At 63.2% G+C, this 19,739-nt stretch carries 19 protein-coding genes and 1 pseudogene; 10 read left to right on the top strand and 10 right to left on the bottom strand.

What is annotated here, in order from left to right; genetic code table 11:
- Window positions 1-225: 225 nt before the first annotated feature.
- From L4923_RS22885 to speB, 5 genes are all read right to left on the bottom strand, one after another.
- Entirely contained in the window at window positions 226-1,020 is a 795-nt protein-coding gene (locus tag L4923_RS22885; protein ID WP_239369413.1) for an ABC transporter permease, read from the bottom strand.
- The gene (locus tag L4923_RS22890; RefSeq protein WP_239369414.1) at window positions 1,017-1,871 is read right to left on the bottom strand and encodes an ABC transporter permease; all 855 of its coding nucleotides are present in this window, start codon (window positions 1,869-1,871) and stop codon (window positions 1,017-1,019) included. The genes L4923_RS22885 and L4923_RS22890 overlap by 4 nt, the downstream gene beginning before the upstream one ends.
- Window positions 1,868-2,905, bottom strand: a complete 1,038-nt coding sequence (locus L4923_RS22895) for an ABC transporter ATP-binding protein (protein ID WP_239369415.1) — start codon at window positions 2,903-2,905, stop codon at window positions 1,868-1,870. Before L4923_RS22895 ends, L4923_RS22890 begins: the two co-directional genes overlap by 4 nt.
- Before the next feature lie 141 nt (window positions 2,906-3,046).
- Window positions 3,047-4,135, bottom strand: a complete 1,089-nt coding sequence (locus L4923_RS22900; RefSeq protein WP_239369416.1) for an ABC transporter substrate-binding protein — start codon at window positions 4,133-4,135, stop codon at window positions 3,047-3,049.
- 133 nt (window positions 4,136-4,268) lie between these two features.
- On the bottom strand, window positions 4,269-5,321 hold the full coding sequence (gene speB / locus L4923_RS22905; protein ID WP_239369417.1) for an agmatinase: 1,053 nt from the start codon (window positions 5,319-5,321) through the stop codon (window positions 4,269-4,271).
- Window positions 5,322-5,559: 238 nt separating this feature from the next.
- On the opposite strand from speB, the gene gcvA reads away from it, so the two are divergent.
- The 9 genes and pseudogenes from gcvA (at window position 5,560) to L4923_RS22950 (ending at window position 14,613) form a co-directional block, all read left to right on the top strand.
- Window positions 5,560-6,537, top strand: a complete 978-nt coding sequence (gcvA, locus tag L4923_RS22910; RefSeq protein ID WP_239369418.1) for a transcriptional regulator GcvA — start codon at window positions 5,560-5,562, stop codon at window positions 6,535-6,537.
- 143 nt (window positions 6,538-6,680) lie between these two features.
- Window positions 6,681-7,985, top strand: coding sequence for a nicotinate phosphoribosyltransferase (pncB, locus tag L4923_RS22915; protein WP_239369419.1), 1,305 nt, complete (start codon window positions 6,681-6,683; stop codon window positions 7,983-7,985).
- A gap of 29 nt (window positions 7,986-8,014) precedes the next feature.
- Window positions 8,015-9,448: a hypothetical protein gene (locus tag L4923_RS22920; RefSeq protein WP_239369420.1), complete on the top strand. Its 1,434-nt coding sequence runs from the start codon at window positions 8,015-8,017 to the stop codon at window positions 9,446-9,448.
- A 125-nt stretch (window positions 9,449-9,573) separates the two neighbouring features.
- The gene (locus L4923_RS22925; RefSeq protein ID WP_239369421.1) at window positions 9,574-10,878 is read left to right on the top strand and encodes an ABC transporter substrate-binding protein; all 1,305 of its coding nucleotides are present in this window, start codon (window positions 9,574-9,576) and stop codon (window positions 10,876-10,878) included.
- Window positions 10,879-10,925: 47 nt separating this feature from the next.
- The gene (locus L4923_RS22930; protein WP_239369422.1) at window positions 10,926-11,807 is read left to right on the top strand and encodes a branched-chain amino acid ABC transporter permease; all 882 of its coding nucleotides are present in this window, start codon (window positions 10,926-10,928) and stop codon (window positions 11,805-11,807) included.
- Window positions 11,804-12,766, top strand: coding sequence for a branched-chain amino acid ABC transporter permease (locus L4923_RS22935; protein WP_239369423.1), 963 nt, complete (start codon window positions 11,804-11,806; stop codon window positions 12,764-12,766). Before L4923_RS22930 ends, L4923_RS22935 begins: the two co-directional genes overlap by 4 nt.
- The gene (locus L4923_RS22940; RefSeq protein ID WP_239369424.1) at window positions 12,763-13,494 is read left to right on the top strand and encodes an ABC transporter ATP-binding protein; all 732 of its coding nucleotides are present in this window, start codon (window positions 12,763-12,765) and stop codon (window positions 13,492-13,494) included. Before L4923_RS22935 ends, L4923_RS22940 begins: the two co-directional genes overlap by 4 nt.
- The gene (locus L4923_RS22945) at window positions 13,487-14,194 is read left to right on the top strand and encodes an ABC transporter ATP-binding protein (protein ID WP_239369425.1); all 708 of its coding nucleotides are present in this window, start codon (window positions 13,487-13,489) and stop codon (window positions 14,192-14,194) included. The genes L4923_RS22940 and L4923_RS22945 overlap by 8 nt, the downstream gene beginning before the upstream one ends.
- Window positions 14,178-14,613: pseudogene (locus L4923_RS22950) on the top strand (type II toxin-antitoxin system VapC family toxin). Before L4923_RS22945 ends, L4923_RS22950 begins: the two are co-directional and overlap by 17 nt.
- Before the next feature lie 14 nt (window positions 14,614-14,627).
- Here the strand turns inward: L4923_RS22950 and L4923_RS22955 are convergent.
- Window positions 14,628-14,807, bottom strand: a complete 180-nt coding sequence (locus L4923_RS22955; protein ID WP_239369426.1) for a hypothetical protein — start codon at window positions 14,805-14,807, stop codon at window positions 14,628-14,630.
- 116 nt (window positions 14,808-14,923) lie between these two features.
- On the opposite strand from L4923_RS22955, the gene L4923_RS22960 reads away from it, so the two are divergent.
- Window positions 14,924-15,895, top strand: coding sequence for a LysR substrate-binding domain-containing protein (locus L4923_RS22960; RefSeq protein WP_239369427.1), 972 nt, complete (start codon window positions 14,924-14,926; stop codon window positions 15,893-15,895).
- Window positions 15,896-15,976: 81 nt separating this feature from the next.
- On the opposite strand, the gene L4923_RS22965 is transcribed toward L4923_RS22960, so the two are convergent.
- The 4 genes from L4923_RS22965 to L4923_RS22975 are packed head-to-tail and all read right to left on the bottom strand — an operon-like array spanning window position 15,977 to window position 19,707.
- Entirely contained in the window at window positions 15,977-16,252 is a 276-nt protein-coding gene (locus tag L4923_RS22965; RefSeq protein WP_275448541.1) for an NUDIX domain-containing protein, read from the bottom strand.
- Window positions 16,192-16,320, bottom strand: coding sequence for a hypothetical protein (locus tag L4923_RS30995; protein ID WP_275448539.1), 129 nt, complete (start codon window positions 16,318-16,320; stop codon window positions 16,192-16,194). Before L4923_RS30995 ends, L4923_RS22965 begins: the two co-directional genes overlap by 61 nt.
- Before the next feature lies 1 nt (window position 16,321).
- Complete coding sequence (locus L4923_RS22970) at window positions 16,322-17,014, bottom strand: response regulator (RefSeq protein WP_239369428.1); 693 nt, start codon at window positions 17,012-17,014, stop codon at window positions 16,322-16,324.
- Window positions 17,011-19,707, bottom strand: a complete 2,697-nt coding sequence (locus tag L4923_RS22975) for a sensor histidine kinase (RefSeq protein ID WP_239369429.1) — start codon at window positions 19,705-19,707, stop codon at window positions 17,011-17,013. The genes L4923_RS22970 and L4923_RS22975 overlap by 4 nt, the downstream gene beginning before the upstream one ends.
- Between the last annotated feature and the right edge of the window lie 32 nt (window positions 19,708-19,739).

Raw genomic sequence — 19,739 nt, forward strand, 5'->3', positions numbered from 1 at the left:
CAGTCATGAGAAAGATCGTCATCACGCTCAACGCAAGGCTCAGAGACGCCGAAAGTCCTCAGAGTTGATGAGGGCCGCCGTGTGAACGACATCCAAGTTCTGAAACGCCTCAGGACCAGGGTGTTGTTCCCGACGGCCCCCATCCTGAGGTGCGAGCCCGCACATCGGCGGAAGGCATCGTGCGGTTCTCCAGGGCGAGCCTCGAAGGACGCACCCAGATATCACTCAACCCTCCGACGACATCGCCCCAAGCAGCCTGCGGATGTCGCCGAAATAGGCGATCGCCCCGAACACCAGCGCCGCGACCGTGACGAAGAAGATCGACACCGCTGCCATGGTTGGCGTGTAGCCATAGCGCAGCGCGTTGAAGATCTTGATCGGCAGCGTTTCGGTGGTGAAGCCGATGGTCATGTAGGCGACGATGTATTCGTTGAGCGACAGCACGAAGGCGAAGGCGAAGCCGGAGACCAGATAGGGCAGGATCAGCGGCATCACGACGGTCTTCAACACCGTGCGATCGTCGGCGCCCATCGTCGACGCCGCCTCGGCCAGCGAGCGGTCGATCGAAGCGAAGCCGAGCGACAGCGTCACCAGCGGCAGCGTGACGAAGAAAATCGCGTGGCTGATGATCGCCGTGTAGAACTGCCCGAACAGGCCGACCGTCGCCCAGAAACTCAGGAAGCCGAGCGCGGTGATGACCGGCGGCAGGATGAAGGGCGCGAGCCCCAGCACCTGGAAGATGTTTGCCCAGGGCGCGATGCGCCGCCACAGGAACCACGCCAGCGGCAACGCGATGGCCACCGCGATCGCCGCCGAGCAGACCGCGAGCGTGACCGAATGGATCAGCGCCAGCCGCCATTCCGGGTCGTTGAAGATCTGTCCGTACCAGGCGAGCGAGAAGCCCTTCGGCGGGAAGGTCAATTCCTGCTTCTGGTTCACGGAGACGCCCGCCACCACGATCAGCGGCGCCGCCAGGAACAGGGCGACGAGGACGAAATAAAGCCGGCGAAGCACGGTCATAGCGCGTTCTCCTTGCGGCCGACGAGCAGGGTAAGCCCGACCAGTGCAAGCGAGATCAACACCAGGAACACGGCCATCGCGGCGGCGAACGGCATATTGGACTGGTAGATCGCCTGATCGGTGATCAGCACCGACAGCGTCCAGTTCGACGGCCGGCCGAGGATCTGCGGCAGCAGATAGGAGCCTAGCGCGAAGACGAACACCATGATCAGCGTCGCCACGATGGTGTTGCGCAGCGCCGGCGTGACCACGTTGAAGAAGGCGCGCACCGGTGAAGCGCCCAGCGTGCGCGCGGCTTCCAGCAATGTCGGGTCAAGCCGGACCAAAGCGGGGTAGAGCACCAGGATCGTGTAGGGTAGCGCCTGATAGACCATGCCGGTCAGCACCGCCCAGAAGCTCGGCAGCAACGCCACCGGCTCCTTCATCAGGCCGATCGCCACGAACAGGTTGGTGATGCCGGCGGTGCGCGAGAACAGCGTCGACCAGGCAAAGCCGATGATGACTTCGGAAAGCGACAGCACCGACAGCAGGCCGACCAGCCACAGTGTCTGCACCGCGCGCGAACGTTTGGTCAGCAGATAGGTGAAGGGAAAGGCGATGACGACGCAGCATACGGCAACCAGGATCGCCAGGAGCAGCGAGAATCCGAGCACCGAACCAAAGAAGGCGGTGAGGAAGCGCGCGTAATTGTCGAACACGAAATCCGGCGTGTAGAAGCCGGCCGGATTGCGCTTGAAGAAGCTCACCGCGATCATGATCGAGAACGGCACGACGAAGAAGACGATCAGCATCAGCGCCGGAAAGAACAGCGGCGTGTAGTCGGCGAGGGCCCTTGCCGGTTCGCGTCTCATGGCTGCAGCACCACGCAGCTTTCCGGTGGCAGCACCACGCCGATGGTTTCGCCGACGCTGACATTCGGACGCTCGCGCGGCGTCGCCACGGCCACGATGGTGGTGCCGCCGGCTTCGACGAAGGTTTCGACCGTGCCGCCGAGATCGCGCACGAAGCTGACGGTGCCCGGGATCGCACCGGCGCCGGGTTTCGCGAAATGGATGTCCTCCGGTCGGATCGAGATGGTTGCCTTGGCCGCGCCCGATGGCAGGGCGACGCCGGGCACGGCCGCGCCCAGCACGGTGGTGCGGCCGGCGCTGTCTGCCTCGGCGGGCAGCAGGTTGGTGATGCCGATGAAGTCGGCAACGAAGGCATCTGCCGGCTTGCGATAGATCTCGATCGGCGAGGCCGCCTGCAGGATCTTGCCCTTGCCCATGACGACGACGAGGTCGGCCATGGTCATCGCCTCACGCTGGTCGTGGGTGACGACGATGGTGGTGATGCCCAGGCGTTGCTGCAGCTGGCGCAGTTCCACCTGCATGGCTTCGCGCAGCTTCGCATCGAGCGCCGACAGCGGCTCGTCGAGCAGGAAGAGCTTCGGCGACAGGGCGAGCGCGCGAGCGATCGCCACGCGTTGGCGCTGGCCGCCCGACAGCTTGGCGACTGGGCGGTCGGCGAAGCCCGGCAGATGGATCATCGCCAGCAGTTCCTCGACGCGCTTGCGCTGATCATCCTTCGAGGCGCCGCGGATGCGCAGCGCATAGGCGATGTTTTCGCCGACGCTCAGATGCGGAAAGAGTGCCAGTGACTGGAACACCATGCCGAGATTGCGCCTGTGCGTCGGCACGCGGGTGATGTCGTCGCCGTCAAGCACGATGGCGCCGCTGGTCGGTTCCTCCAGCCCGGCGATCATGCGCAACAGGGTGGTCTTGCCGCAGCCGGAAGGGCCGAGCAGGCAGACGAACTTTCCGTCCGGTACCGAGAGGCTGACGTCGTCGACGGCGGCGAAATCGGCAAAGCGTTTGGTGATCGAATTTATGGACAATCCGGGCATGGCGTTATCCTGGCTGGTCGTGCATGCGGATGGTGCAGTCGGCTCCGCCTTCGAGCTTAGCGAAAGGCGGGCGAGCGGTCGATGCGAAGATGCGGAGCCCGCAAGCGGGCTCCCGATATCGTCACAGGGATGAGAGCAGGATCAACCGACGATCAGCTCGGTCCATTTCTGGTTGATCGCGTCAGCCTTCGACACATAGAGGTCGTAGCGCGGAATGATCGGCGCAATGTCGGAGGACACGGCGGCGAATTCTTCCGGCTTGAGGTCGAGCACCTCGCGCTTCAGCGTCGGTGCGGTGCCGACCTTGCGCGACATCAAGCCCTGGACCGCAGGCTGGCTCATATAGTCGATGAAGGCGTGCGCTTCGTCGACCTTCTTGGAGGCGCGCGACAGGACCCAGTTACCGGAATCCTGGATGCCGCCTTCTTTCGGGAAGGTCGAACGCACCGGTTGGCCATCCTTGGCAGCAAGGCCGGTGACGTCGTGATAGTACTGGCCCATCGGGATCTCGCCCGATTTCAGCGCCTGCTCGAACTGTGCCTCATCGCGGTACCACAGGCGCACATTCGGCTTCACTTCGGCGAGCTTGGCAAAGGCCTTGTCGATGCCTTCATCGGTGTCGAGCGCGTTGGTGCCGCCCATGAAGGTCTTTGCCGTCACTTCGAGCAGGAACGAATTGGAAGCGAGCGCCAAGAGGCCGAGTTTGTCGGCATTGGCCGTGTCCCATAGCGCGTCCCACGATTTCGGCGCTTCCTTGTAGACATTGGTGTTGGTGACCAGCGTGATGTACCAGGCCACCGCGCCGATGCCGGCAACGCGGCCGTCCGGATATTTGTTGATGAACTGCGGCAGCAGGTCGCCATAGTGTTTGAACTTGGCGCTATCGAGCGGCTGCCACAGCTCGGTCGATTGGCCCTTGAGCGTCGAGGTCTGCGACATCATCGAAAGGTCGGCGGGCGCCTGACCGGCCTTGGCGGCCTGTTCGAGCTGCACCAGCCAGGCTTCGCCGGTCGGCTCTGCCACCGATTCCACGGTTATGCCGGTCGCCTTGGTGAATTCGGGGAAGATGTGCTCGTCGAACGACTTCTTGAAGTAGCCGCCATAGACGCCGACCTTCAGCGACTTTTCCTGCGCGCGCAGGATGGCTGGCATCGCAAGCACGCCCGCCGCGGCAATGCCGGCGCCAAGCATGCTGCGCCGGCTGAGCATGGTCTTCATGATCTCGGTCATCATTGTTCTCCGTTGTTCCGGCTTTGGCCGGGTTCCCTTATGGTCTTCTTATAAAACGACGTCGCTGGATAGAGCATGATCTTTTCCGAAAACCGGTTCCCACTTCTCGGGATCAAGCTTTTTTCCAGCGCCGTTATCCTTTCAGCGCGGGGCTGAACACCATCAGCGACAGGATCTCGAACAGCACCTGCGCGCCGGCATGGGCCGTGTTGGTGGTGGAATCGTATTGCGGCGCCACCTCGACCACGTCGCCGCCGACGATGTTGAGGCCCTTCAGCCCGCGCAGGATCTCCAGAACCTCGCGCGTCGTCAGCCCGCCGACTTCCGGCGTGCCGGTGCCCGGCGCGAAGGCGGGGTCCAGGCTGTCGACGTCGAAGGAGATGTAGGTCGGGCCGTCGCCGACGATCTTGCGGGCTTTCTCGATGATGGCTGGAATGCCCAGGGCTGGAACCTCTTCGGCGTGGACCACGGTCATGCCGGATTCGTAGGTGAACTCCCACAGATATTCGGCCGCGCCGCGGATGCCGATCTGGATGGTGCGCGACGGGTCGAGCACGCCGTCCAGCACCGCATTGCGGAAGGGGCCGCCATGATGGAATTTGGTCTGGTCGAAAGCGCCGCCGGTGTCGCAATGCGCATCGATATGGATCATGCCGACCGACCGATCCTTGCCGACAGCCTTCAGGATCGGATGGGTGATCGAATGGTCGCCGCCGACCGACAGCGGGATGACGCCGGCATCGACCACCTGGTTGAGGCGCTTTTCGATATCGTCGTGGCTCATTTCCAGCCGGTAGCGGCTGCGGAACGGCACGTCGCCGATATCCGCCACCCTGAGCTCATGCGTCGGAGCGCAATCCAGCACGTGGTTGTAGGGCCCGATGCGCTCGATGGCGCGCAGCGCGCGCGGACCGAAGCGCGAACCCGGACGATTGGTGACGCCGAGATCCATCGGCACGCCGATCATCGCCACCTGGAGGTCGCCGAAGTCGGGATTGTCGACAGCCACGTCGCGATAGGGCGCGGTCAGGAAGGTTGGAATGCCGGAATAGGGGGCCAGCCGGGTGCCGCTCTTGGAGAAGATTTTGTCGGCGACCCGACGGAACTTCGGATCGAACAATTCGCCGCCATGGCTTTCGCCATATTTGCGGCGCAGCGCGTCGAGCTTGCCTTGGTCGAAACCCATCCTGAAACTCCTCCTGCTGCGCCCGAAAACCGGGACCGATTTTCGCAAAGGCGCCAGATCAAACTGGACGAGCCGAGGTGCCTCCAACGCGGGACATGAAACAGTTTTCGGCTGCCTGCGGTACCGTGTTTTTTTGATTGATTGACGTAGATTGTCAGGGCGTGCGGATGGAAAATCAATTGATATTGTTATAGCGCTGGCTGTTAGAAAATCTCACACTGTATCTTGACTTCGGCCCATGAGCAGTTCCCGTCGCCTTCCGCCGTTAAACCCCTTGCGGGCGTTCGAAGCCACAGCGCGGCATGGCTCGCTTTCCAAGGCTGCCGCCGAGCTCCATGTCACGCATGGTGCCGTCAGCCATCAGATCAAGGCGCTGGAGCAGTCGCTCGGGGTCAAGTTGTTCGAACGTGCCGGCTCTCGCCTGAAACTCACGCCGCATGGGGCAGAGCTTCTGCCTGCGGTGTCGGGCGCCTTCGAGGGGATCGCTGCCGCAGCCGCACGGCTGACCCGCCCGGCCAGCAGCGGCGCGCTCGTCGTGTCATGCGTGCCGGCACTGCTCTCGCTCTGGCTGATCCCGCGTCTCGGCTCCTTCACGGCGCGCTATCCCGACATCCGGATGAAGCTCGTCGCCTCCAATGATGCGCGCGACATCCGCCAGCCCGATATCGATGTCTGCGTGCACTATGGCGACGGCAGCTGGACCGATTGCTGGATCCGCAAATGGTCGGGGCTGGAATTGTTTCCTGTCGTCAGTCCGACACTGGCCAACAACAGGCCGATCCGTTCCATCCGCGACCTTGCCGATCATGTCCTCCTGCATGGCGATGACGGACGCGAATGGCACACCTGGCTTGCCGCTGCGGACGCTCTCGACCTCGAGCGGGTCTGCCGGCGCCACCATTTCAACGATGCCCGCCTGTCGATCGAGGCCGCACTCCATGGCCATGGCGTGGCGCTTGGCGACACGATGACGGCGAGCCGCCTGCTCGCGATGGGCCAGCTCATCGTGCCGTTCGGCCTCTCGGTTCCGGCAGTCGACGATTTCTATGTCATTTGCCGCAACGAGATGCGCTCCACGCCCATCGTGCAGCTCTTCGTGGACTGGTTGTTTGCCGAAAGGGCCGAGGCCGACAGCCGGGCCGAGACGGTCGGTACGAGGCTCTCGCCACGCCGCAAGCGCCCCATGCTGCAACTGGTGGCAAAGTCCGAGGATTAAGCGCGGCTCGACAAGCGGCGGCAATACCCCCATGTTCATGACTTCCCGCCTCGCGATGGCAAACAGGGAAGCGCGTTAATCATTTCAATGCTATGAGGCCACTCCAATAGCGGATTGGATCTCGGTGGAAGCAGGTTTCGGACATGGCCAAGACTGACATTGCGCGGCGCGTCTACAACCACACCTGGAAGCTCGATCCCATCGTGCGGTCGCTTCTCGACACCGATTTCTACAAGCTGCTGATGCTTCAGATGATCTGGGGCATGTACCCCAAGGTCGATGCCACTTTCTCGCTCATCAACCGCAAGACCAAGGTACGGCTGGCCGACGAGATCGACATTGGCGAACTGCGCGAGCAGCTCGATCACGCCAGGACACTGCGTTTCACCAAGAAGGAAATGATCTGGCTGGGCGGCAACAATTTCTACGGCCGCAAGCAGATCTTCGAGCCGGAATTCCTGGCCTGGCTGGAGAAGTTCCAGTTGCCTGAATACGAGCTGTCCAAACGCGACGGCCAGTTCGAGCTCTCTTTCTCGGGCCCGTGGATGTACACCACGCTGTGGGAAATCCCGGCGCTGGCCATCATCAACGAACTGCGCTCCCGTTCGGCGATGAAGGCGTTCGGGCCGTTCGCACTCGACGTGCTTTATGCACGCGCCAAGGCCAAGATGTGGGCGAAGACCGAACGCTTGAAAGAGCTGCCGGCCATCCGCATCTCGGACTTCGGCACGCGTCGCCGGCATTCATTCCTGTGGCAGCGCTGGTGCGTGGAAGCCTTGAAGGAAGGGATCGGCGAGGCCTTCACCGGAACCTCGAACGTGCTGCTCGCGATGGATAACGATCTCGAAGCGCTCGGCACCAATGCGCATGAGCTGCCGATGGTGCTGGCAGCACTTGCCAATTCCGAGGCTGAACTTCGTCAGGCGCCCTACAAGGTCCTGCAGGACTGGCAGCGTTATTACGGCGGCAATCTTTTGATCGTGCTGCCCGACGCCTTCGGCACCGCCGCTTTCCTGCGTGACGCGCCGGACTGGGTCGCCGACTGGACCGGCTTCCGCCCCGACAGCGCGCCGCCGATCGAAGGTGGCGAACGCATCATCACATGGTGGCGCGAGCGCGGCAGGGACCCGCGCCAGAAACTGCTGATCTTCTCCGATGGCCTCGACGTCGACACCATCATCGAGACTTACCGCCATTTCGAAGGCAAGGTGCGCATGTCCTTCGGCTGGGGTACCAATCTCACCAATGATTTCGAGGATTGCGCGCCGGTACCGACCGATCGGCTGAATGCCATCTCGCTGGTGTGCAAGGTCACCGAGGCCAATGGACGCCCGGCGGTGAAGCTTTCCGACAATCCGGCCAAAGCCACGGGCGATGAGCAGGAAATCGATCGCTATATCCGCGTCTTCGGTGAAGAGGCGCGTGTGCGCCAGCTGGTGAAGGTCTAGCGAGGCGAACTTCGGTTGCCGTTCTTCGAATGAGCAAGCGGTTCAGCCAGCGGCAGATTCGATGGGCAGTGTTCGCTGCCGCCGCGTCGTCATGCGGTGTCCTGTTTCTTCCGGTGCCGGCGCTGGCGCATGCTTCCGACCGCGGCCACGTGCTGCTTTTGCCGACCAATTACTATCTCGCCGGCGGTGCTTTCGCGGTCGCGGCTTCGTTCCTGGTGTTGAGCCTGGTACCCGCCGACGCATTGGGTCGCCTTTGGCGCCGGCGCTTGCCTCTCATGACGTTCGGGGATGGCGCGCGGGTCGCCGTCAGCCTGCTTTCCTTCGCCTTATTTGCCGTCCTGGTCGCGGCCGGATTCTGGGGCAGCCGCGACCCTCTCTCCAATCCCTTGCCGCTGACGATCTGGACGCTGTTGTGGACCGGCATGACTTTGGCTCAGGGGGTTTTCGGCAATCTCTGGTCATGGCTCAACCCGTGGTATGGGCCGTGGTGGATCGTCACGCGATTGACCGGCAGGCAAGATGCGGGAAGGCGCATGCCGTCGTGGCTCGGCTACTGGCCGGCCTTCCTGCTTTTCCTTGGCTTTGCCTGGTTCGAACTGATCTACCCGGCCCCGGACGACCCTTCGAAGCTGGCGATCGCAGCCGGCGGCTACTGGTTGCTCAGCTTCGTGCTGATGCTCGTCTTCGGTCATGACGGCTGGAGCAGCCGGGGTGAATTCCTGAGCGTCTTCTTTTCGATGCTGGCGCGGTTTTCCCTGCTCGATCGCAACGAGGCCGGCAGGCTGTCGCTTTGCTGGCCGGGCGCCAAGCTGCTCGATGCGCAGCCGTTGCCGTTAAGCGGTGCTGCCTTCCTGTTGCTTGCGCTGTCGTCCGTATCCTTCGATGGGCTGATGCGGACCTTCCTCTGGCTTGGCCTCAACGGCATCAACCCTCTCGAACTGCCGGGCCGCACTGCAATGGTCGGCATCAACAGCCTGGGGCTCGTCGCGACGTTCTTGCTGCTGGCGTTTTTGTTCGGCGTCTCGATCCTGGTCGGTCGCTGGCTGGCTGGTAGCCACATCGCCCTCGATCAGCTCGGCGGGCTGCTGGTCTGGTCGATCGTTCCGATCGCGCTTGCCTATCATCTCGCGCACTACCTCACCGACCTGCTCGTCAACGGCCAATACGCTCTGGTTGCGCTGTCCGATCCCTTGGGCTTGGGCTGGGACCTTTTCGGATCGGCGCATATGTCGGTCACGGCGGGCATCGCCGCCGGCGCGGAAGCAGCCTGGTGGCTGTGGAACATCCAGGCCGCCTTGATCGTTGGCGGACACGTCCTGGCCGTCCTGGTCGCCCATGCGGCGGCATCACGGCTTGGGCGAGCAATGCAGCAGGCGATCTTGCTGCAGCTGCCGCTCACCGCGTTGATGGTTGCGTATACGCTTTTCGGGCTCTGGCTGCTTGCGACACCCACCGCCGGGTGACGGCTCGCTGCTTGTAAAGGCTGAATGCTCGCTTGCCTTGCCAGGGGTTTGATGCTTGGTTTGCCTTGCGATTTTTCATGCGGCCGGCTGCTGGCTGTGGGTCGACGCTCATGAGGGGGAATTCGATGACTGGGAAAGGCCGCTTCTTCGATCTGACCAACGGCAAGGCGTCCCGCCGCACCGTCCTGAAAGGACTGGCTGCCGGTGCAGGCCTGGCTGCTGCACCCGGTTTCGTGCGTTATGCGCAGGCGCAGAGTTCCGCACCGATCAAGATCGGTTTCCAGGCGCATCGCACCGGCATCGGCGCCGCCTATGGCCGTTGGTATGAACGAACCACTGCAGCTGCCGTGAAGGCGATCAATGCCGCCGGCGGCATCAATGGCCGACCGATCGAAATTGTCGTCGAGGATGATGGCACGGATGCCGCGCGTGGCGCCGAAGTGGTGGCCAAGCTCGCCAACCAGCACAAGGTCGACATTGTCTACGGCACCCTGTTCTCCAATGTCGTCGTCGGTTCGGCTCCCACGGCCGGGGAGTTGAAGATTCCCTATTACGTCGTGTCGGAAGGCTATCACGTCGCGTCCGGCAAGCTGAACCGCTACGTGTTTCAGCCCGGCATCACCGACGTGCGCGCCCAGGTGACTTCGGTTGCGCCATGGATCGCCGCCAATGCCGGCAAGAAGGTCACCATGATCTTCCCCGACTACGCATTCGGCTACGATCATCGCGATTATCTGCCGCCAGCCCTGCAGAAGGCGGGTGCGGAAGTCGTGGCGAAGATCGCGATTCCGCCGACGGAATCCTCCTTCACCAAATACTTCCCGCAGATCCCGTCCGAGACCGACGCTATCTACCATGTCATGGTCGGACCGGCGGTGCTCACTTTCGTCAAGGAACTGGGCGACTTCTACGGTTCGAGCGGGCCGAAGCTGTTCGGCTTCATCGACTCGCTGGAAGCGGTCGACATCAACAGCCCCGGCCTCGAATATCTGGACGGCAGCCATTTCTGGGAAGGTTCGCCGCGCTACGCGCAGGCCGATGATACGGAAGCGCAGAAGGCATACCGCGCCGCCGTCGGCATCGACGACAATGGCGCTGCAGTTGCCGACGCCAAGGACGTCTCCACCGCCGCGCATATGTTCGGCTGCTGGGAAACGCTCTACGTCATCAAGAAGGCAATGGAGGATGCCGGCTACACGGGGCCGGGAGACCGCGCCAAGCTGGTCGAGGCGACCGAGGCGCTGACCGAGTTTGCCGAAGGGCCGGAACATCCGCAAGGCAAGAAGCTCTTCAACGGCAAGATCCATCAGTGCTTTGGCCACCAGAACATCTCCAAGCTGGAAGGCGGCAAGCTCAAGGTCGTGCACAAGACGACGATCGAGGACGGCATGTACGAGCCGGAGGCCGACTACACCAAGCAGTCCTTGTAGGGATGGTAGTGGTCTTGCCGTTGCCGAAAGTCCGGATCAGCGCCTGAATGGCTTTCGGACCGCATCTTCTGCTTGCGACACTGGAAGGGCTGGTTACGGCGGCGGTGCTGGCGTTGACGGCGCTCGGCCTGTCGCTGGTATTCGGCGTGATGCGCATCGTCAACGTCGCCCATGGCGAATTCTTCATGCTGGGCGCGGTGCTTGCCTGGGCAGTGGCAACTACGCTCGGCGCGCATCCTGCCATCGGCTTCGTGGCGGCATTGGTCGTAGCGCCTCTAGTGGTCGGGGCGATCGCCCTGCTTTCCGAGCGCTTGGTGTTGCGCCGGCTCAATTACGATCCGGAGGCCACCATCGTCGCCACGATCGGCCTGCTCTACATCATCCAGCAACTGGCGCTCAGCCTCTACGGACCGGAAGCGCGGCCGGTGACGCCTCCCTTCAACTACCGCGTGCTGCTGCCCTGGTTCGGCTATTCCGGCTACAAGCTCTCGATCATCGCCGCGTCCGGTTTGCTGCTGGTCGCCACATGGCTGGTGCTGACCCGCACGAAGATTGGGCTCGTCATGCGCGCCACGCAGTATGACCGCGAAATGGCGCAGGCCTTCGCCATTCCGGTCGAACGCGTCTATGCCGGCGTCTTTGCACTGGGCGCCATGCTGGCGGCTTTCGCCGCGGTGCTGATCGTGCCGATCAGCCAGGCGCATTACCTGATGGGACAGGACCCGTTGCTCTTGTCCTTCATCGTCGTGATCATCGGCGGCCTCGGCTCGCTGCGCGGTACCGTGTTGGCAGCGTTGATCATTGGCCTGTCCGACGGCATCGTCTCGATGTTCTTTTCGCCGACGCTCGCCAAGCTCATCGCCACGCTGGTGGTTGCGATGGTGCTCGTGTTCCGCCCCCAGGGCCTGTTCGGGACGGTCGCCCGATGACGGAAGCGTCGACGGCAAGGATCTATGGATTGCACATTGCCGTGGTGGCCGTGCTGTTCGCGTTGAACTTCCTGCTGCCCGACTATCACCATGGCCTCTTCGCGCGCATCCTGGTGCTGGCCACTTTTGCCATGGGTTACAACCTTCTGTTCGGTTATGCCGGCCTGCTCAGCCTCGGCCACGCCATGTTCTTTGCCGCCGGCCTCTATGGCAGCGGATTGGCGATCACCAATCTCGGCTTCGGCGTGGTTGCTGCCTTTATCGCCGGTCTCGGCTGTGGCGCCTTGTTGTCGCTGATCGTCGGCCTGCTGGCGCTGCGCACCTCCGGCGTCGCTTTCATGATCGTAACGATGATGTTCGCGCAGGCGGTGCTGCTGACCATCGTCTATTTCAACCAGTGGACCGGCGGTGATCAGGGGCTGGTGCTGCAGCAGGCAAGCCGCATCCTGACGGTCGGCGGCGCCAGCTTCGATCTCACGGCTCCGGCGGTGCGCTATCTCGCGGCGCTCGCGCTGTTCGCCATCGTGCTGTTCCTCACGCTCGCCATCGTGCGCTCCCGCTTCGGTCGGGTCCTGGTAGCGATCCGAGAAAACGAGGAACGCACGCGGATGCTGGGCTACGACACCTTCGCCAACAAGCTGGCGGCGGTCGTGCTTTCCGGCGTTTTCTGCGCTGCGGCCGGTGCCGCCTATGCGCTGCTGTTCGGCTATGTCGGCTCCAACTTCGCCTCGGTGCAGTATTCCATCCTGCCGTTGCTCTGGGTGCTGGCCGGCGGCGCCGCTACCACGCTCGGCCCGGTGATCGGCACGCTGTTCATCTATTACGTCACCGACATCGCAAGCAGCTACACTTCGGCCTGGTTGCTGATCGTAGGGGTGGCGCTCATCCTGCTCGTGCTGTTCGCACCGAAAGGCATCCTGGGCGCCGTCCGCAAGCGCTGGATCGGGTGGTTGCCATGACGCAGCCCTTGCTGACCACCAAGGGCCTGTCGCGCGATTTCGGCGGCCTGCGTGCCGTGGACAAGGCCGATTTCACCCTGATGCCCGGCGAGATCCGTGCCATTATCGGCCCCAACGGCGCCGGCAAGACGACCTTCGTCAGCTTGATCTGCGGCCGCATCCTGCCGTCGTCCGGTGCGATCGGTTTCAACGGCGCCGAGATTACCGCCTTGCCGGCGTATCGGCGGGTACGGCTTGGCATCGCCTATACGTTCCAGGTCACCAGCGTCTTCGCCAATCTTTCCGCCTACGACAATGTCGCGCTTTCGGTGCAGCGCACGTTGACCGACGGCCGCTCCAGGGGCGCGGTGCGGGAAGGTGCCATGAAGGCGCTGGAGCAGGTGGGTCTGGCGGATCGGGCAGGAACGCCGGCCGGGCAACTCGCCTATGGCCATCAGCGTCTGCTGGAGGTGGCTATGGGCCTGGCGCTGCAGCCGAAACTGCTGATCCTGGATGAACCGACGCAGGGCCTTTCCGATGGCGAGATCGAAGGTTTCGTCGCCTTGATCCGCGAGATTGCGCGCGAGGCCACGGTGCTGATCATCGAACACAACATGCCGGTGGTGATGCAGCTTGCCCACCGCATCACCGTCTTCGACGCCGGCCGGATCATTGCCGAGGGCGATCCGGCAGAAATCCGCACCAACACCCAGGTGCAGGAAGCCTATCTCGGAGCAGCCCATGGCTGAGCTGGTCGCCATCGAGGGTCTCGATTGTTTCTATGGCGAGGTTCAGGTCCTGCACGGGCTGAACCTTGTGTTGAACAAGGGCGAGGTGTTGTGCCTGCTTGGCCGCAACGGCGCCGGCAAGACTACGACGCTGAAGGCGATCATGGGGCTGGTGCCGGCAGCAGCCGGTTCGATCAGGCTGGAAGGCCGCGAACTGACGGCGCTGGCTGCCCATGAGGTGCCGAAGGCCGGCGTTGCCTATGTGCCGCAGGGCCGGAGGCTATTCGCCGAGATGACGGTGGCGGAGAACATCGAGATCGGCCTGATGGCGCGTGGCAGAGGCGCGGCGACGCGTGAAGCGGTGCTGGAACTGTTTCCGCGCCTGCGCGAACGGCTCCGGCAACGCTCCGGCACGCTGTCGGGCGGCGAACAGCAGATGCTTGCCATGGCGCGAGCGCTGTGCCTGGAACCGCAGGTCCTGCTGCTGGACGAGCCGACCGAAGGGCTGATGCCGTCGATGATCGACAAGATCCGCGAGACGGTCGCCAAGCTGCGCGACCTTGGTGTGTCGACCATCCTGGTCGAGCAACGGGTGGAAGCGGTACTCGCCGTCGCCGATCGCGTTGCCTTCATCGAAAACGGCCGCAATCGCGAAACCATGACAGCCGAAGCGCTGCGTGCCGATCCGATGGCGGTCAAACGTTATGTCGGCGTTGGGTAGGCTCATTTGGTCGGAGGTGAGGGCCCGCCGAACCAACGTCCTGCTCGACCTCGTTACGAACGATCCTCATTGGGCGGACTGGTCGATCAGCCAGCTCGAAGCCGCAGTCTTAGAGGGCATTGTTCGTCAATGACGTTATCTACGCTGAGCTCTCGGTGCGGTATCAGCGAGTTGAAGAGCTGGAAACATTCCTCGAAGAGGCCGGACTGGAGATTCTGCCGGTGCCTCGCGAGGCGCTGTCCCTAGCAGGGAAGGTCTTTACACAATATCGTCGTGCCGGCGGCTCACGAGCCGGCGTGTTACCAGATTTCTCTGTCGGCGCGCACGCTGCGATTGCCCAATTGCCGATCCTGACCCGCGATGTCGGCCGTTTTCGAACCTACTTTCCCTCGTTGATCCTCATTACCCCGGACGCTTGACGGACAGCTCACCCTCAGCCTAGCCACCGCCCGCAGGGATCGTTGCCGTCGAGCAGGCCGAGATCGCGGAGAAGGTGCGGCGACAGCTCCCGGACATCGAGATGCGCCCTGCGACGCCGTCCGAAACCATCGGCCAACCAGGACAGCCAGCGTTGGCTGGAAGCTGGAAGCGTCAATTGCTGTGTCGTTGTCATGGCGGAACACCTCCGATATGCCTAAATGCATCTGATCCGTGAGGTTCAATGTCGTGCCAGTACGCCTTTGTTTCCAATTGAACGTCGATTATGACCTATAAAGAGAGCTTATAGGCATGAGCTTTCAGCTTCCGCCCCTCGCCGCTGCCCGTGCCTTCGAATCGGTGGCGCGGCACCTGTCCTTCACCAAGGCTGCGCGTGAGCTCGGCATGACGCAGGCAGCCGTCAGCTATCAGATCAAGCTTCTGGAGGAGCGCGTGGGCGCGCAGCTCTTCCTGCGGCATCCGCGCCATATCGAACTGACCGATGTCGGGCAGCGGCTGGCGCCGGCGATCACTGACGCTTTTGCCATCATCGGCGAGGCTTATTTGGCCGCGCGTTCCGGCGCGGAAGGCGTCCTGTGCGTCAGCACGATCCTGACCTTCGCCTCCAACTGGTTGGCGCGCCGCCTCGGTGCCTTCCAGATGGCTTACCCTTCGCTCGCCGTGCGCCTCGACACGTCGACCAGGTTGATCGACTTTGCGCGCGAGGATGTCGATATCGCCATCCGTTCCGGCAGCGGCAAATGGCCTGGCACCGAAACGCACAAGCTGTTCTCGGCCGACTTCACGCCGATGCTGAGCCCGGCTTTGGCCGCAAGCATCGGTGGCGTGCACAAGCCAGCGGATCTGCTTCGCCTGCCGATCCTGGATCCAGGCGATATCTGGTGGAAAGAATGGTTCAAGCTGGCCGGTGTCGACGCTGGTGAACTTGCGTCACGGACAGCCTCCAGCATGGGTGCGCAAATGTATGAGGCGAGTGCTGCGATCGCCGGCCACGGCGTCGCCATCCTCACCCGCGAGCTGTTCCAGGCCGAACTCGCCGACGGCCGCCTGATCCAACCTTTCGACCTTGTCGGTGACGACGGTCATTCCTACTGGCTGGTCTATCCGACCTCGCGGCGCAATGTGCCGAAGATCAAGGCTTTCCGCGATTGGCTGCTGGTCGAGGTCGAACGGTCGCTCCAGGCAAATGCCGAAGCGCGCAGCGCAGCCGTGATCGTTGGCACTTCTGGCCGATCTCGGTTCTCGTCGGCGACAAAGCGATAGCCGACGCGTCGCCCAGGGGGGCAACGCGTCGCACGTTGCACCAGTTCAGGATAGCCGCAATCGACAAGATTGGAGAGTGCCTTAAGTGCGGCAACGTCGAACCATCGAAGCTCTGTGTGTTCGCACGGGATCGCCGCCATCCCACGCAGATACCATGAAGACGTGATGGATCGCGTTGCCATAAAGCTTGGGGTGTCGCTCTTCAACCGATGCCAACCAGGTGAATTCGGTCGGTGTCACGCCGACTTCCTCCTGAGCCTCGCGAACAAGGGCTGCCTCCAGGGTCTCCCCCGGTTCTACATGGCCACCGATGGCGTCCCAGTGTCCGGGCCAGGCGCCTTTCCAGGCGGCCCGCAGCCCATCAAAACCTTGCGCTCTTCGTTCACGAACAATGCGCTGACGGTGACCACCGGAGTGGTTGGCATTCTAAGTCTCATCGCCGACGAAGCGATAACCGACGCCGGGTTCCGTCCGGATGATCGTCGGCGTGGAGGGATCGCGCTCGATCTTGCCGCGCACCTGACCGACAAAGACACGCAGGTAGTGCAAATCGTCCGCATGAGCCGGCCCCCACACAGAGGTCAGCAGCGCCCTGTGGGTTACGACTCGTCCGGCGTGGCGCGCCAGCATCAGTACGAGATCGTATTCCTTGGGCGTGAGATGGATCGGGGCACCATTGCGGGTGATCAGCCGGCGCACGGTATCGATATGCAGCCCGTCGACCGAAATCTCCGTCACGCCGCCGTCCTCGCGGGTGCGGTGTCGCAGCGCCGTGCGGATGCGTGCCGTCAGCTCGCCGATGCCGAATGGCTTTTCGATATAGTCGTCGGCGCCGAGATCGAGTGCCGCAATCTTCTCGCTCTCGCGGTCGCGTGCCGAAAGGATGATGATCGGCAGTTGCGACCAGCCGCGCACGTTTTTCACCACCTCCTTGCCGTCCATGTCGGGCAGGCCGAGATCGAGGATGACGAGGTCGGGTGCCGCTGTGGCGACGGCCTTCAAGGCCTGGGCGCCGGTTCCGGCCTCGATCACCTCGTAGCCGGCCGCCGTCAGCGCCGGGCGCAGGAAGCGTTGGATCTGCGGTTCGTCATCGACGACCAGGACACGATAGCCGCTCAAGAGATGGTCTCCGCTTCGACAGGCATGTCTTCGATCGGGAAGCGCAGGATCATGCGCGTGCCTTTCCGTTTCTGGGCCGGGCTCTCCGCCTTGATGGTGCCACCCATCGCCTCGACGAAACCACGCGCGATCGGCAGGCCGAGACCCGTTCCAGGAGCACGGCCATCGGGCTTGCCGCGTCGGAAGAACTTCTCGAACACCTGTTCGAGTTCTTTTTCAGGAATGCCTTTGCCCATGTCGACTACAGAAAGGGCAAGTTCGTCTCCATCGCGCCGGGCATAGATGCGGATAGGCTCGGCACCGCCATATTTATCGGCATTGTCGATGAGATTGAACAGCACCTGCCCCAGCAGCACGCTGTCGCCGCGGATGAGCGGCAGATCCGGTGCGAGCTGAACTTCGATTGCGCGATCCGGAAACACCTTGCGGCAACGCTCGACCGTGGAGTTGATCACGTCGACCACGTCGACCCAATCGCGTTTGGCTTCGACCGAGCCGGATTCGATGCGGGTCATGTCAAGTAGATTGGCCAGGAAGCGCGAGAGCCGTGCGCTTTCTTCATCGATCGACGCAAGCAGGTCGTCGCGGCTTTGCCGGTTCATCCTGTCGCCGAGTTGGCGCAGGCTGGTGATCGCGCCGGTGATGGTGGCGAGCGGCGTTTTGAGATCGTGCGACACCGATGCGAGCAATGCCGAGCGGAAGCGTTCGCCTTCCAGCGCTGCGGCCTGCCGAAGGCTTTCCTTGGACAGCCGCGCCCGGTCGATGGCAACCGCCGACTGGTCGAGGATGGCGTTGAGCATCCTTTCCTCAGTCCCCTCCAGCAGTTCGCCGTCCTGTTGGATGCCGCAGACGCCGACGACACCATGCGGGCTCATCAGGGGAATGAAGCGGAAGGCACTGTTGGGCAGCGTGCCGGTGCCGCTGCCGGCCTCTTCGCTCTTCTCATAGGTCCAGCGGGCAGCGGCCATGTCCGAGACCCCAAGTTCGGTGTCCGGCGGCCAGGACGCCTGCAGGCGCAGCTCGCCCTGATCCGGCAGCAAGAGCGCAACGGTGCGGGACAGCGCCCCCTGCAATTGGGAAACTGTCGCCCACACCACGTCATCCTGTTTTGCCGTGCCCGAAAGCTTGCGCGAATAGTCGTAGAGCGTCTGCGTGGTAACGGAGCGCTCGCCGGAGACCTTGGCCTGTTCGCGCAGCCGCGAGGTGAGGCCGCCGGTGAGCATGGCTGCGGCGAGGAAGACGAAGAGCGCGAAGACCTCATGCGGCTCGGCGATGGTGAGCGTGTAGAAGGGCGGAATGAAGAAGAAATTATAGGCGACCGCGGAGCCCAGCGCGGCAACGATGGCGGCGAGATAACCGCTGCTGATCGCCGAGACCAGCACGGCCAGCAGGTAGACGATCGAAATGTTGGGCAGCCGGACCCATTCGCCGATGGCAAGGCCGAAGCCAGTCGCGGCGGCGACAGTGGCGAGAGCCACGCCGACCTCACGGGCGAGGCGAAGCATCAGCGGTCGTTGCCTCACCGGTGTCGTCGGCGGTGGCATCGTATCGTCGCCGGTGACGACATAGACCCCGATGCCGGAAGCTTTCTCCATCAGCGCATCGGGCAGCGAGCGCCGGAAAAGCCGCCACGGGAAGGACAGCCGGCGGCCGCCGATGACGATCTGCGTGGCGTGCTCGCGCCGTGCCAACCGCAGGATCTCCTCGACGAAATCGCTGCCCTTGACCCGCCGCGTTTCCGCACCAAGCCGTTCGGCAAGCCGGAAGGTGTCGTCCAGCCTTCGCTCGCCGGCCTGGTCGGCGACGGCACGGTCCACCGGTTCGATCGACGCGACGATCCAGTGCGCGTTGAGGCCTGAGGCGAGCCGGCTGGCGATGCGAACGACCTTTTCGGAAAGCGCGTCGGGGCCGATGCAGACCAGAAGCCGTTCGGCGGAAGGCCACGGGCCTTCGATGGCGTTCTGCTTGAGGTAATCGACCATCTGGTCGTCGACGCGGTCGGCGGTGCGCCTGAGCGCGAGATCGCGCAGCGCGGTGAGATTGCCGAGGCGGAAGAAGGAATCTGCCGCGCGCGCCGCATTGGCGGGCAGGTAGACCTTGCCTTCTTTCAGCCGCTCCAGCAGCTCCGCCGGCGGCAGGTCCACCAGCAGCACCTCGTCGGCCTTCTTCAGCACGGTGTCGGGAATTTGCTCGCGCACCGGCACGCCAGTGATCTGCGCGACAACGTCCGACAGGCTTTCCAGATGCTGGATGTTCAGCGCCGTCCAGACATTGATGCCGGCGGCCAGAAGTTCGTCGATGTCCTGATAGCGCTTGGGGTGACGGCTCTCGGGCGCGTTGGTATGCGCCAGCTCGTCGACGACGATGGTGTGAGGGTGACGGGCAAGTGCTGCGTCTATGTCGAATTCCTCGATCGCACGGCCGCGATAGGGGATGCTGCGCCGAGGCAGCACTTCCAGTCCTTCCAGAAGTGCGGCGGTCTCGCTGCGACCATGTGTTTCGACGAGACCAATCAGGATATCGCCGCCATCCTCCTTCACGCGGCGCGCGCGCGACAGCATGGCGTATGTCTTGCCGACACCGGGTGCTGCGCCCAGGAACACGGTCAGCCGACCGCGTTCCTGTTTGCCTGCCAGTGCCAGCAGCGCGTCCGGATCTGCGCGCTTTTCTCGATGACGGTCGCTATCGGCCATTCGCTAGAGCAGAATGCAAGCATTCCGCTCTA

Origin of the sequence: Terribium retamae, from assembly GCF_022347545.1 — a bacterium.
GTDB lineage: Bacteria > Pseudomonadota > Alphaproteobacteria > Rhizobiales > Rhizobiaceae > Mesorhizobium > Mesorhizobium retamae.